This is a genomic window from Streptomyces syringium (assembly GCF_017876625.1).
GTDB lineage: Bacteria > Actinomycetota > Actinomycetes > Streptomycetales > Streptomycetaceae > Streptomyces > Streptomyces syringius.
The window spans coordinates 196,343-209,225 of sequence record NZ_JAGIOH010000001.1 but is presented as its reverse complement, the minus strand read 5'-3'; the positions used below and the strand labels follow the sequence as shown (position 1 = coordinate 209,225).

Here is a 12,883-nt window from a genome sequence, read left to right as displayed (position 1 = left end):
TGGCCCACCCCGGCCGGGTCCTGGGCTCGGTATCACCCGTGACATCGTGAAAACACCCCCGCACCTGCCACCTGCGGGAGAACGCGAACCCCTGCGCCTCAGCCAGGGCATCCGCCGGGTCACCATGGGCAGTGGTGAGGGCATAGACCACCACAGACACCCTCTCCGCCCCCGGGGCGAAAGAGACACCGAAGACCTGCCGACGCAGAGCACACAGCCGCTCCGCGGCCGAAACCCCTGCCGCATCGTGGAGGCCAGAGTGCGCACCGGCAGCCGCGACCGGCCCAGCCACCGGGCCACGTAAGACGGTGCTCATGCTGCGCCCTTCCTGGAGAAGCGGCCGTTTCCGGGCCTGGCGACCGTGTGGGCCTGGGCGCAATGGAACGTGGCGTAGATGCCCGGGGCGGCGGCGGTCTGGGCCGGCATGAAGGCGAGCAGCAACGTCGGGCGAACGGCCAGCAGGGCTCGAAGCGCCACCGCGAGGAGCGGCGCGGCCGCACCCAGGGTGTCCAGCAGGCGGTTCACCGCGCGGTCACCTCCGCACCGAGGATCCCGTAGGCGTGACCGAGCTTGACCAAGTGGACGTCGCTGAGGGCACCGGCCCGCGCCCTCAGGTCTTTGATCATGCCGCGGGCGGTGTCCCGGGAGACGTAGAGGGCCTGCGCGATCTCGGCCATCGGCTTAGTGGCCAGGAGGTACCACAGATCATGGTCTCGCTTGGTGAACGCGACGGGCGCTTCGGCGGCCTCGGGGCGCCGCAACTGCCCACCCATATACGCGGCGTGGACCATGACAGGCCGGTCGCCCACCGTCAGCTTTGCGCGGATGTGGCCCATGTGTCCGGTCAGTGTCCCTGGCCTGATGCCCATCTTCTCGGCTACCTCGCCAGTGGTGAGCCCCTCGGCGAAATACTCGAGGACGCTGACCTCCGTCCTGGTCAACTGCATTATGTCCCGTGGCCGGTGGAATGCTCTGGTACCCATGATTTCCTCTCTGATAGAGCTGCACACCGTGTGCAGCCTGATGTGCAGAGCCTGGAACCCTGCGGCGTGCGTGGTGGCCTGATGTGCCCGTGACCGCCCCGACCCCGGGTTCGGCGGGCCTCCACGGCCGGTTCTGGCGGTCCACCGGTCGGCTGGCGGACCGTAATCGCCCACGGCACCGGTCGAGATCTGCGAGTGGCTGCGGCGCGGCGAGCGCCGGACCGGGGAATCGGTCATCCCTCGTCCTCGTCCAGCACGTCGAGCATGGCCGGGTGATCAAGGCGAGCCGGCGCAGATACGTCCGTGCCGGCCCGAAGTCCGCAGGCGGGGCCTCTTTCAGCAGGATGTGGGCTCGGCCTGCTGCCGCAGCCGCCGCACCACGGCGGACAGCGATCAACTGGGGGAGGTTCTCGCGAAACCGCCCGGTGAGCTCCTCCACCTCGGCCCCGCTCGGATCGGCACGCTCACCCAGCACGGCCTCGAGGTCGTCATACATGGCAACCAGAGCCCGAGACCCACACAGCCCCGCCAGGACCCTCTCCACGAGAACCAGCCCCCTCGAAGAAGCCGCGGCCTCGTCCAGTGGACCTGACGTGCGTACGATCCCCAGCGCCACAGCGAGGGGCAGGTGCTCCCCACACGGAGAACGGACGGTGCACGCACAAGGCTCACCGGTACCCCTCCGCCCAAGGCGTGAGGGCTCCTCCACGATGGGTCCAACGAAGTCCTGTGCGCACGGCCCGGCCTGGCCGCCAGCAGCGGCCCGGCGTGCCTGGTGCCGTCCGGCGGGACGGCGGTGACGCACCCGCTGCCCGGGGCCGGCGGGCCCGCTCGCGCTCATCGCGAATCTCCGGAGAGCTCCAGGAGGCCCAGGAGGTCCAGAGTGGCCAGCGCGACACGGCGGAGGTAGACGAACGCGGGTAACGGATCTGCGGGCGGGGTCACGGTCAGCAGATCGCGGGCCCGCCCCACGGCCCGGTGCGCCTCGGTGCCCGCAGTTGCGGCCGCCAGGAGCCGGGCGGTGTCGGCCAGCTGACGCAGGGCAGGGACCAAACGGCAGGTGAGCTCACGGGTCTCATCCGCCCCCGGAGGGGTGTGCGCGGTGTGTTCACCGAGAGCCGCCTCGAGATCCTCGTACACAGCTCCCGCCCAAGCGGCGTCCCCGAGCCCCCAGACGCCGGCGCCGTCCTGCCCGGCCAGGCCACGCCAAGGCAGCGCCGGGACACAGCTGTCGTCCCACCGCGGCATGGCGCACTGCGGCTGGTACCGGTTGACGTCAGGGAACACCGTGCTCGGCGACAAGGGATCCTCCAGGACAAAGTACTGGTTCGTCCGCCGTGACCATTGCGCGGCGACGTCGGGGTGTGGGCGGGGTGTCCCGGTCAGGCGGCCGGGGTGCTCTCCGCGATGAGCGCTGCAAGCGACGGCGTCCGCCGGGGACAGTGCTGCAGCAGATGGACATGGCGGCCGCCGCGGAGCACCGTCTCCACACCGCTGCACCGCATGTCGTCCCGGGCGTAACGCATCAGACGGTCGGAGCGGGCGACGCCGCGCAGCCAGTCCACACCACCCAGGCGCGCCGCATAGTCCAGCGCCCACCACACCATGAACCGGCTCAGTCCCTGGCCGCGGCACCGGGGGTCGGTGAAAAGGGCTATGACGCTCAGTGCCGGTTCGGCCAGCTGCTCTGCCGACCAGCCATGCCCCGGGGTGGAGCCCAGCAGCGCGATGCATCCCAGCAGCCGGGAATCCTCGCGCATCAGCCACACGATGGGGCGGCCCTCCTCGGTCTGGCCCACGAGGTCCACGACCGTGGCCCCAGGGGCCTCGATGCCGACGCGTGCATCCTCGCCCAGCTGAAGGATCCGGTCGGCGATCAGGTCTGAGACCGCCCTTCGGTCAGCCCCGGCCGCTGGCTGCATCTCGTAGACCGGGGCCTGCCCGCGCCCGTGCGCCAGGAACGGGTCGTGCTGGGTGGTTACAGCGTTGGTGTGGTGGTCGGTGTTCTTCATGCGAGGGGGCTCCGGATCAGCGAGGTGGTGACATGCATGTCGTTCAGCCGGCCGAGGAGTTGCACGAGGGCCCGGGCGAGCAAGGCCGGGCGGGCAGCTGCGTACCTGGCGGGTGCACGCCTGCGTCGATCGGCTCAGGAGGTCAGCCATGGCGCGTACTCCATGTGGCCTGGAGGTGCCGGGCGCGCCTGGTCCGGCACACGGTCCGCCTTGTCCTCGACGGCCGGTTGCTGCCGGGCTTCGGCGTTACCCGCTGGAAGCCCGTTGGTGAGCTCAATGACGGTGCCGGTGGTCTCCGCTTCGACCGCGGCGCGGATCTGGAGCGCCAGGAGCGCGGAGCAGTGACTGCCGATACTCGCCTGCCTGCCCTGGGGCTCCTTCAGGAGACGCACGTGGGCGTCGAGGACGCACACCTCGACGGCCTCGTCGAGCATGAGCCACCGGTAGGCCCAGATCTCAGGACTCCGACCATCCGGCTCCGGCAGCACGATCTTGATGTCCTGGGGGACAGGCCGGACCGCGTAGACGAACTCCGTGGTCGGCTCCTCACCTTCCACGTCCCGGTGTTCCAGGACGAGCAGCCCACGCGGCTTCATCGTGTGGCCGGTCAGCCTGCGGACCTCGTACTCCACAGCGTCCCGCGGTGTTTCCCTGGGGCGCACGTAGCCGCCGGGCAGCCAGTACCGGTCCCGCTCGGTATGGCAGACGGTGAGCACCCGGCCGCTGTCGTCGCGGATCAGGGCAGACGCACGGCGCTGCGGGCCGCGCGAGTCGTAGACCCTCTGCATCAGTAGTGCCCCTCCCGGGCCATGGCATCTGGTCGAAGATCGGTTGCGGGGTGACCGCCCGGGCTGCATGCAACAGGCAGCCGGCCGCGTGTCGTGAAGCTGTCGCGCGACCAGCACGGACGGCACAGGCCGTGCGGTGCTCACGGCGGCGACGCACGGCTCGACTGCCGCCTCGCGGTCATCGGCCGCCCCGGCAGCGGGCAGGCGGCAATGCACTGGCAGCCCGGGTGTGATGCGTCGGCTCCCGCTCACGGTGCGTCTCCGGTGAGTTCCAGGAGGTCCAGGGTGGCCAGCGCGACCCGGCGGAGGTGGGCGAGCGCGGGTAACGGCTCTGTGGGCGGGGCCAGGTGCAGCAGACTGCGGGCTCGCCTGAGCGCCCGGTGCGCCTCGGTGCCCGGGCCTGCGGACACCAGGAGCCTCGCGTAGTCGGTCAGCTGGCGCAGGGCTGGGACCAGACGCCCGGTCAGCTCCCGGGTCTCCTCCGGGCCCGTGGCGGTGTGCGTGGTGTGCTCACCGAGGACCGCTTCGAGATCCTCGTACACGTCCCTCGCCCTCGTCGCGTCCCAGAACTCCCAGCAGCCCGCCCCGTCCGGGTCGGGCAGGCCGCGCCAGGGCGGAGCCGGGAAACAGCTGTCGTCCCACTGCGGCATGTCGCACTGCGGCTGGTACCGGTCGGCGTCGGGGAACGACGTGGTGGCGGGCGGCATGGGGACTCTCCAGGACAGGTTGGTGCGGGTGTTCGTGCGCTGTGGCCGAGGCGTCGCTCACGACCGGCCGTACAGGCGCACTGCCGCTCGTAAGGCGGGTGCGAGCTCCTCGGCAGCGGGGATCGCCAGTCTTTCGGGCACGGTGCAGTTCCACGGCGGGGTGTCCCAGCGCAGCCCCGTCGACGGAGGCAGAGCGACCGGCCCACCCGCGCCGACCCGGACGTCGCTGAGCCCGGCGAGGCCCTCCCCGGTACCGGGCGTCAGGAGGAAGGTCACGGTGCTGTGCCCGTCGGTGAAGCACGGCACGGGCGGGACCTGGGGCATGCGGTCAAGGCGGATCAGCGTTTCCAGGCCTAAGGAGTAGGCCACGGTGGCGGCGTCGAAGAGCGAGCCGTCCGTCTCCAGGGGCAGGCCCGGGTCCGTCGCGAGGAGGTGTTCAGCCTCCTCGGCGGTGACCGGCCGTCCGCCTACCTGGAGGGGCCATCGGAGCAGGTCGGTGTACGCGTGCAGCACAGCTGGCCGGTCGTGCGTCGTGGGCGGCCAGACAGATGTCCTCGTCATCACGTCCTCCAAGTACCGGGCAGCGCCGGAGGGAAGGCTCCGGGCCGTCGCTTCAGTGCGGCATGCGGCACGCTTTTGTGAACGACCTGTCTTGACAGGGCTGTTGGCGAATATCGTGGTGCAGAGCGAACTCTTGTTGATCGCTCCTGGGTACCTTCGCGAGGGTGTGGGCCCGGGTAAGGCAGGTAAAGATCGTTTTGCAGGCAGGGGGCGCACCGTGGCTCACCGGCGCAACGTCGAGCTGGCGGCGGCAATCAGAGAAGCGGGCTGGTCGCAGGAGCAGACCGCCCAGCGTTTCGTGCGCGTGGCAGTGGAGAGCGGAGCGAGGGAACTGGCGGGCACGACGCGCTCGCATATCAACCAGTGGGTCCGCGGTGTGAGGCCCAGCGGCCGGGCGCCCCGTATCTTGTGCGAGACGCTGTCGCGGGGGCTTCGCCGCCCGGTCTCGCTCGCCGAGATCGGGCTCACGTCCGGCCCGGCGGCGATGATGGCACCGCAATGGGCTGCCGATCCGCTGACCGTGCTCGTGGACCTCGGGGGGATGGACGTGGACATAGAGCGCCGGCAAATGCTGGCGAGCTCGGCCTACTCTGTGGCCGGGCTCCTGCTTCCCGCCGGTTCGTGGTGGGAGGAGGTACCGGAGCGTGCCCGCACCCGGCCGCCTGCCTCCCCCCGCACGACCAGCGCCGAGGACGTCGACAGTGTCCGCGAGATGGTCGCCTTCTTCTCCCGCCGCGACCAGCGCCGCGGCGGCGGCGACGGCAGGGCCGCCCTGGTCGCTTACCTGCGCACCGACATCACGGCCTACCTCAGCGGTCGCTTCGCCTCCGACGAGGTACGGCGAGAGATGCTCACCGCCGCGGGGGAAGCGGCCTACTTGGCTGGCTGGACCGCCTTCGACGCCAGCGAGCACGGCCTGGCCCAGCACTACTTCACCCTCGCCGTCCGCCTCGCCGCAGAGGCTGAGGACGGGCCGCTGGCGGGTCACATCCTGCGGGCCATGGCTCATCAGGCCGTGGACCTTGGTCACCCCCGCCAGGCCGTGGACCTGGCTACAGCCTCCCTGGACCACAAGCGCTATGGCTCCGCCAGCCCCCGGGAGAAGGCCCTTCTGGGTGTCGTCCACGCGCGCAGCCTGGCCGCCGCCGGAGACAAGCAGGAGGCGCGGGCGGCGTTGCGGCGCGCGGAGAGTGACCTGAGCGGTACCGCCCCGGGCGACGACGAGCCAGGCCGTGTCTGGTTCTTCACCGAGGCCAGCCTGGCCCACGAAACGGCTTGCACCCTGCGGGACCTGGGGGATCTCCGTGGCGCGGAAGCCGCGTTCACCCACAGCGTCCGCACGCGCGGCCAGCAGGCCTTCGCTCGCACGCACTCGGTGACACTGGGCTACCTCGGTGCCGTCCAAGCCCAGCGAGGGGCCCTCGACGCCGCCTGCGCGACCTGGGCACAGGCCCTGGATGCCATGGGCGGCATCCACTCCGGCCGGGCACGCCAGACCGTCGTGCAGATGCGTCGTTCCCTTTCCCCGTTCCGGGGCCGCGGCAATAGCACGACCGCCGCACTCGACGCCCGGGCCCGCTCGGTGCTCAAGGACGTAGGCTGACCGCACTATGGCAGCGCGGACGGGTGGCGGGCCTGCAGCTCGCGCCGGGTGCCGCTCGGGGTGCGAGAGGGGAAGCCCGTGTCCACCGCTTCGTTTGAGGTGCGGCCCATTGGGACCGTGGTCGGGGGGCGTACCGAGCCGACGGACGATCACTGGGGTGGGGTCCGCTCCGTCATCCGTCTCGACGCCGGCCGCTTCCCCGCCGAGACCGTCCAGGGCCTGGAGGAGTTCTCCCACCTTTTGGTCACCTGGTGCTTCCACCTGGCTTCGCCGGACGACGTTGCTCTTCACGCGCGCAGCCCCCGCAACAATCCGCAGTGGCCGGCGACGGGAACATTCGTCCATCGCAACCACCGGCGCCCCAACCAGCTGGCGACCTCCTTCCCCCGCCTGCTGCGGGTGGAGGGACTCGACCTTCATGTGCAGGACCTGGACGCGGTCGAGGGAACGCCGGTTGTGGACCTGGCGCCCTACTTCGAAGAGTTCGGGCCCCGGGGTGAGGTGACGCAGCCACGATGGCCGTCCGAGATGCTCAAGGACTACTGGAAGTCCCCTGGCGGGATGTGAACGGCAGCTGGGCGGGTTCACTGGATACTCTCCCTTGCGCCACGGCGGGTGCTTGGCGAAGTGGTCGGCCGATGCCCAGGTGGAGGGCATGGGCTCCAGGGAACCGTCGCTTCCAGGGGCTGAGAAGTGCGCACGGCGGCTGTGTTCGTGCATGCGAGGGCGCAGAGGTTGTACGGCGAGGGAGGTGCCCGATGACTCAGGACGGGCTCGGAGTGGGGGACGTGCGGGCGTTCACCGGGCGGCGGATTATGGTGGCCGGCGGTTCGCGGGGGCTGGGGGAGCAGATCGTACGGCTGCTGCTGGCGCAGGGTGCCCAGGTAGCGGTGTGCGCGCGGGGAGGCGACGGGCTGCAGGCGCTGAGTTCCGCCCTGCGGGCAGAGCGTCCGTCGGCGCGCCTGTTCAGCCGGGCGGTGGACGTGGTGGAGAGCGGGCCTCTGGAGAGGTTCGTTGAGGATGCGGCGGCGGAGCTGGGCGGCCTCGACGGCATCGTCGCCTGCGCCGGCGGCGCGCGCGGCCGGGCACTGGAGCAGGCATCTGCCCAGGACTGGTCCGCCACCTGGGAGATGAACGCTGGCTATACAGCGCGTCTGACGGCCGCTGCCGTGCCTCACCTGCGTGCTGCGGGTGGCGGCTCGGTGGTCGTCATCGCGTCGATCTCGGGATGGAAGCCCGGGCCCCAGGCCCAGTACGGGACAGCGAAGGCAGCCCAGATCCACATGGTGAGTTCGCTGGCCCGCGAGCTGGGACCGGACAACATCCGGATCAACGCGGTCTCTCCCGGCTCCATGCTCATTCCCGGCAAGCGGTGGGACCGGATGCGGCGTGAGGACCCAGAGGCCTTCGACCGCTTCAGGACAGAGTTCCCCGGCCGCGAGCTCGTCTCCCCGCAGGAAGTGGCCGAAGTAGTGGCGTTCCTTCTCTCGGATCGGTCGGGCGGCGTGACCGGAGCGAACATCCCCGTCGACAAGGGCCAGAACGCCCCCACCGCGGACGGGTACTGACCGCGGTTCAGGCCGCCGCGCCGAGGACGGGCCGCGCCTTGCGTTCGAACTCGCGCACGATCGGCTCGGTTCGCCGCGGTGCGAGGCGGGTGCGGAAGTCGCGCAGGGCCTGGACGGAGCGTTCGCTGTGGATCCCGCCGAGCAGGTCCAGCGCCTGGGTCGCAGTACCGATCGCCTCGTCCAGACGCTGCTGCTGGAGATAGGCGGTGGCCAGGACCGAACGGCTGATGGCCTGGCGCCGGCGGCGGTCGGCATTCGCGTGGACCGAGGCGTCCGCGAGCCGCTCGGACTGGACGGCCTCGCCCAGGTCACGGTGGACGAGGGCGGCCTCGGCTTCGAGATAGTGGTGGTCCAGGAACCGGACCCAGACCGATTCCTGTGCGGCACCGTGGCTGGCCTCCAGGGCCGCGGTTGCCGAGTGCAGACAGGCCGTGGCCTGATGGGAGTCCCCGCGCGCGGCGAAAGCGCGCGCGGCCATGGCATGCAGCCGCATCATGCCCAGCGGGCTGCCCGCGCGCTTGGCGGTGGCGATGCCCGCCCTGGCCAGAGCCGCTCCCTCGTCCGGGCTGCCGAGACTGGTGGCCAGATGGGACAGACCGGCCAGGATCTGCCCGCCGAGGACCCGGTCACCGCCTTCCGCGCACAGCCGGAGCCCTTGGATCATGTAGCGCTGGGCGAGGCCGTAATCAGCGGAGTCGTAGGAGCTCCAGCCCGCCATCGCCGCGAGCTTCGCGGCCGCCGTGAACAGCTGCCGCCGCTGGGAGGCGGGCATGCCCTGCTGCCGCAGCATGGGCGCGACCTGCGCGCTCAGGTAATGGACGACGCTCGCACGGACCCCACCGCCGCCGAACCGGTTGTCCATCTCATCGAACATGCCGATCATGGCCCGCACTTCCTCCACCGGACCGGCGCCGGCCACGGCCTCCAGGCGCGGGACCTGCTCCTCCTCCAGGAGCCACAGCAGCCACTGACGCTGGGGATCCAGCAAGGCCGCGGCGACGAACGGGACGGCGCCGAGCAGGCTGCGTCGAGAGATGTCGGTGGAGCCCAGCTCCGCGAGCGTGTGCAGCGTCTCACTCACATCTTCACGGTAAGCCAACGCCCGCGCGGCGACCGGCCGCTGGGCCTGGACCGCGAACCCGAGGCCTGCCGGAGTGACAGGGCGACGCAGGTAGCCGGCCAGGGCAGCCGCGATGAACTCCGGTGCCCGGCCCCGGGGCGTCATCCCCTGGATCCACCGGGTCACCGAAGCCCTGTCATAGCGCGAGACGACGCCCTGGCAACGCCCCAGTTCGTTCACCCGCCGGGCGAGAGCGGCATGGGTACATCCCGCCTCCTCGATCGCCGACGCCAGCGCCGTGTTCGCCTGGCCCGATCCCTCGTCCGCGCTCATACGCTGATAATGCCGCGACCATCAGCGGGCATTCCAGCCTTTCGGCACGGCGCTGCGCGAGAACAACGCGCGTACAACCGGACAACGTCCGTGCACTCTGCCCCGGGCGGCCCGGGAGCGCCGACACTGAGACCACCCGGGGCGGTGAACACCCACCCACCCTCATCTCGCCGCCCCGGGGCAGCCGCCGACACTCGCGCCGGCCCAGGGAGGGAAAGCGATGAGTAAACCCGTCGTGATCTTGGACTGCTACACGGTCGAACCCAGCGGACTCGGCGTGCCGCCGTACCTGTCCACCTATGTCCGCCAGGCCTGGTCGGCTCTCGGACGGGCCTGGCCGGGCGCGGACGTGCACTACCTGACCGTCGATGACGTGCGGTGGAACCTGGCAGGCGGACAGCCGGCGGTCCAGCCGCCGCTGAGCGACCGGCTCACCTACTCGGCGACCGTCAACCGCTACAGGGCCCTTGCACTGCTGCACGACGCGGCAGCCGTGGTCGTCGTGGCAGGAGACAAGGTCCCCTCGGTGCACCTACACGCGGTCAACGCCGGCCTGGAAGAGATCGCCCGCGCTGTGGCCTGCGTCCGCGGCAACCGCTGCCTCCTGGGCCCCATGGCCACCTACGCGGCCGCCGAACCCGCCCAGTGGGCCGGGCTGTTCGACGCCCTCCACACCCACACTCTCACCTCCGCCAACATCGCCACGGGCAGCCTCGCCCCGGCCGCCTACGGGCAGCTGCGCGAGGACCGCACCTCGTTCACCGGCCTGGTGGAGCAGATGAAGTGGCGGCCCATCGCCGAGCTCGAGCTGTACCGGGGCTGCACCCGGCGTACGTTCTGCACCTTCTGCAACGAGCCGGCCAAATCCCCGCTCGTCACCTTCCGCGACGTGGGCGACGTGATCGAGGAAGCCGGACAGCTGTACGACGCCGGCGTCCGCAACTTCCGGCTCGGCCAGCAGACCTGCTTCTTCTCCTACCGCAACCGCGACGAAGAAGCCATCCGCGCCCTGCTCGCCGGCATCCGGGAGCGGTGCCCGGAACTGGAAGTGCTCCACATCGACAACGCCGACCCGCTGGCCGTCGCCGCCCCCGTGGGGCTGCGCATCGCCAAACTGGTCGCCGAGTACGGCACGGAGGGCAACTGCGCCCCGATGGGCATCGAGTCCTTCGACCCCGCCGTCATCGAACGCAACACCCTCACCTGCACCCCCGAGATCCTCTACCGCGCCATAAGCCACGTCAACGACGCCGGGGCCGACCGCGGCCCCGGCGGTCTGCCCCGGCTGCTTCCCGGCCTGAACCTGATCTACGGACTGCCCGGAGAGACCCACGCCACGCACATCGCCAACCTCCGCGGACTGGCGCACATCCTGGACACGGGACTGCTGTGCCACCGCACCAACGTCCGCAAGGCGCGCGCCTTCCCCGGAACACCGCTCGCCACCCAGACCCCGCAGACGGCACTGCCGTCGGCCGAGCACTTCACGTCGTGGAAGGCGGACATCGACCACGGCTGGGACCAGCCGATGAAAGAGCGCGTCTACCCCGCCGGACTGAAGATCCCCGGCCTGCACTCCTACTTCGTCGACCAGGGCGGAACCTGGTGGCGCAGGCTCGGGTCGTACTCCATCCAGATCGTCGAGCGAGAGGCGGCAGTGCCCGTGGGGACGCCCGGCGCGCTCACCGTCACCGGCCATGCCCCGCGGATGGTCTACGGACAGCGCCACACCGATGCCCCCTGACACCCGCGGACTCCTCACCGCCCGCGACAGCCTGCCGGCAGCTCCCGCCCGGCTGGGTGTTCTACTGCCCTGGGCGAATGTGGCGGTCGAGAGTGAACTGCCTCGCCTCCACCTGCGGAACGTGGTGTTCCACTATGCCCGCCTCGTTCCGGCATCCCGGACCACGGCTGTCGACGCGTCCTTCTGGCACGGGCTGCGCGCGGCAGCAGCCGATGCGCTGGACTCGATGGCACACCTGCCCCTGGATGCGGTCATCCTGGCCTGTACCTCCGCGGGGTTCACCGGCGGACCTCCCCTTCCGCCCCGGGTGGTGACCGCCTTCGAAGCCCTGGTCGGCACCCTGGCCGCCTTCGGCGCGGAACGCGTCGTGCTGGCCGCCCCCTACCCCCTCCGGGTGACCCGCGCCGAGACGCTCGCCCTGCAGGCCGCCGGGCTGAAGGTCCTGGCCGATACGAGCCTGGACCGGGCCGACGGCTACCCGCAGATCCCCCCGGATCAGATCACGGCTCTGGTGAACACCCTCCCCGCCCGCGCCCTCCGCGCCGCCGACGCCGTGGTGCTCTCCTGCACCGGCTGGCACACTCTGCCTGTCCTGGACCACCTGCAGACCCGATGGGGAAAGCCAGTGATCTCCTCCAACCTCGCCATGGGAATGTACGCAGCCAGCCTCTCCCGAGGAGCACACCAGTGAAGCGTGTGGAGCGTTCCAGACCCAGCCCCGTTGAGATCAGCCGGGTCTTCCGCCTCGCCCAGCGGGCCGCGTCCCTGCCGGACGTCCAGGCCGAAGTGGAGGCCAACCACGACAACAACCGGTGGTGGCCCACCTCGATCACCGACACCCGCATGCGGATGCTGGCCGCCGGCTGGTCCACCCGCGTCTCCTACCGGATGATCACTACCTACGCGGACGTGATCAACGCAGCGGACACGCGGGGCTTCGACACCCTGGCCACGAGCACCGACGCCGAGCTCACTGCACTCATCCAGCCCATCGGCCTGCCACGCGCCCGCATCGGCTACCTGCGCTCCCTCACCGACCTCCTCCAGCACTGGGACAAGGAAGCGGTCAGCCCCACAGCAGCCGACGCGGACACCGACGAACTCATCCGGGCCTTCGCCACCCACGTCCGCGGCGCCTCCTACAAAGTCGCACAATGCGCCCTGCTCTACGCACGCGGCTACCACTGCGGAATCATCCCCGTCGACTCCGGCATGGTCACCAGACTCGCCCCCGCTCTCGGCGTCCCCCTGCCCCGCGGCCCCGTAGCGCACGAACAGCTCCGCCACCTCCTCGAAGCCACCGCCCACACCCGCGCCGACGACCTCCGGACACTGATCAGCAAACACCAGTACGACGTGAAGATCCCCGAAACCGCACCCCCGACGTGGTGGCTGCACCTGGTACTCATCTACCTCAAACGCCTCCACCTCAACAGACCCTCCCACCGGATCTGCCCCAACCGCCCGGTGTGCCTCCAGACCATCGACTGCCCGCACACCCGGCCCTGACCACCCCAGGGAGAA

14 protein-coding genes and 1 pseudogene are annotated in these 12,883 nt (G+C 70.7%); 6 read left to right on the top strand and 9 right to left on the bottom strand.

Annotation, left to right across the window (positions count from 1 at the left end):
* Positions 1 to 312: 312 nt before the first annotated feature.
* The 8 genes and pseudogenes from JO379_RS01045 to JO379_RS01015 form a co-directional block, all read right to left on the bottom strand.
* Complete coding sequence (locus JO379_RS01045; protein ID WP_209513332.1) at positions 313 to 525, bottom strand: hypothetical protein; 213 nt, start codon at positions 523 to 525, stop codon at positions 313 to 315.
* Positions 522 to 941, bottom strand: coding sequence for a helix-turn-helix domain-containing protein (locus JO379_RS01040; RefSeq protein ID WP_209513331.1), 420 nt, complete (start codon positions 939 to 941; stop codon positions 522 to 524). Before JO379_RS01040 ends, JO379_RS01045 begins: the two co-directional genes overlap by 4 nt.
* A 325-nt stretch (positions 942 to 1,266) precedes the next feature.
* Positions 1,267 to 1,479 (bottom strand): annotated as a pseudogene (locus JO379_RS34025) (DUF6415 family natural product biosynthesis protein); the annotation flags it as partial.
* 341 nt (positions 1,480 to 1,820) lie between these two features.
* Positions 1,821 to 2,285 carry a DUF6415 family natural product biosynthesis protein gene (locus JO379_RS01035; RefSeq protein ID WP_209513330.1) on the bottom strand — a complete coding sequence of 155 codons (465 nt, stop codon included), beginning with the start codon at positions 2,283 to 2,285 and terminating at the stop codon, positions 1,821 to 1,823.
* A gap of 80 nt (positions 2,286 to 2,365) precedes the next feature.
* Complete coding sequence (locus JO379_RS01030) at positions 2,366 to 2,995, bottom strand: GNAT family N-acetyltransferase (protein ID WP_209513329.1); 630 nt, start codon at positions 2,993 to 2,995, stop codon at positions 2,366 to 2,368.
* Between the two features lie 134 nt (positions 2,996 to 3,129).
* A complete protein-coding gene (locus JO379_RS01025) occupies positions 3,130 to 3,783 on the bottom strand; it encodes an NUDIX domain-containing protein (RefSeq protein ID WP_209513328.1) in 654 nt (217 codons plus the stop codon).
* A 248-nt stretch (positions 3,784 to 4,031) separates the two neighbouring features.
* Complete coding sequence (locus JO379_RS01020) at positions 4,032 to 4,490, bottom strand: DUF6415 family natural product biosynthesis protein (protein ID WP_209513327.1); 459 nt, start codon at positions 4,488 to 4,490, stop codon at positions 4,032 to 4,034.
* A 57-nt stretch (positions 4,491 to 4,547) separates the two neighbouring features.
* Positions 4,548 to 5,051, bottom strand: a complete 504-nt coding sequence (locus JO379_RS01015; protein WP_209513326.1) for a hypothetical protein — start codon at positions 5,049 to 5,051, stop codon at positions 4,548 to 4,550.
* A gap of 217 nt (positions 5,052 to 5,268) precedes the next feature.
* On the opposite strand from JO379_RS01015, the gene JO379_RS01010 reads away from it, so the two are divergent.
* The 3 genes from JO379_RS01010 to JO379_RS01000 all read left to right on the top strand — a co-directional run bounded on the left by JO379_RS01010 (position 5,269) and on the right by JO379_RS01000 (position 8,222).
* Positions 5,269 to 6,654 (top strand): NsdA family TPR-like regulatory protein, encoded by a 1,386-nt coding sequence (locus JO379_RS01010; RefSeq protein WP_209513325.1) that lies wholly within the window; start codon positions 5,269 to 5,271, stop codon positions 6,652 to 6,654.
* Positions 6,655 to 6,732: 78 nt separating this feature from the next.
* Positions 6,733 to 7,221 (top strand): SAM-dependent methyltransferase, encoded by a 489-nt coding sequence (locus tag JO379_RS01005; RefSeq protein ID WP_307841842.1) that lies wholly within the window; start codon positions 6,733 to 6,735, stop codon positions 7,219 to 7,221.
* Between the two features lie 191 nt (positions 7,222 to 7,412).
* Positions 7,413 to 8,222, top strand: coding sequence for an SDR family NAD(P)-dependent oxidoreductase (locus tag JO379_RS01000; protein WP_209513323.1), 810 nt, complete (start codon positions 7,413 to 7,415; stop codon positions 8,220 to 8,222).
* A 7-nt stretch (positions 8,223 to 8,229) separates the two neighbouring features.
* Here the strand turns inward: JO379_RS01000 and JO379_RS00995 are convergent, their stop codons facing one another.
* Entirely contained in the window at positions 8,230 to 9,615 is a 1,386-nt protein-coding gene (locus JO379_RS00995; RefSeq protein ID WP_209513322.1) for an NsdA family TPR-like regulatory protein, read from the bottom strand.
* A gap of 220 nt (positions 9,616 to 9,835) precedes the next feature.
* Between JO379_RS00995 and JO379_RS00990 the strand changes: the two genes are divergently transcribed.
* The 3 genes from JO379_RS00990 to JO379_RS00980 are packed head-to-tail and all read left to right on the top strand — an operon-like array spanning position 9,836 to position 12,868.
* Positions 9,836 to 11,359 (top strand): radical SAM protein, encoded by a 1,524-nt coding sequence (locus tag JO379_RS00990; protein ID WP_209513321.1) that lies wholly within the window; start codon positions 9,836 to 9,838, stop codon positions 11,357 to 11,359.
* The gene (locus JO379_RS00985; protein ID WP_209513320.1) at positions 11,349 to 12,050 is read left to right on the top strand and encodes an aspartate racemase/maleate isomerase family protein; all 702 of its coding nucleotides are present in this window, start codon (positions 11,349 to 11,351) and stop codon (positions 12,048 to 12,050) included. The genes JO379_RS00990 and JO379_RS00985 overlap by 11 nt, the downstream gene beginning before the upstream one ends.
* Positions 12,047 to 12,868 carry a hypothetical protein gene (locus JO379_RS00980; protein WP_307841840.1) on the top strand — a complete coding sequence of 274 codons (822 nt, stop codon included), beginning with the start codon at positions 12,047 to 12,049 and terminating at the stop codon, positions 12,866 to 12,868. Before JO379_RS00985 ends, JO379_RS00980 begins: the two co-directional genes overlap by 4 nt.
* The last annotated feature ends 15 nt before the right edge of the window (positions 12,869 to 12,883 follow it).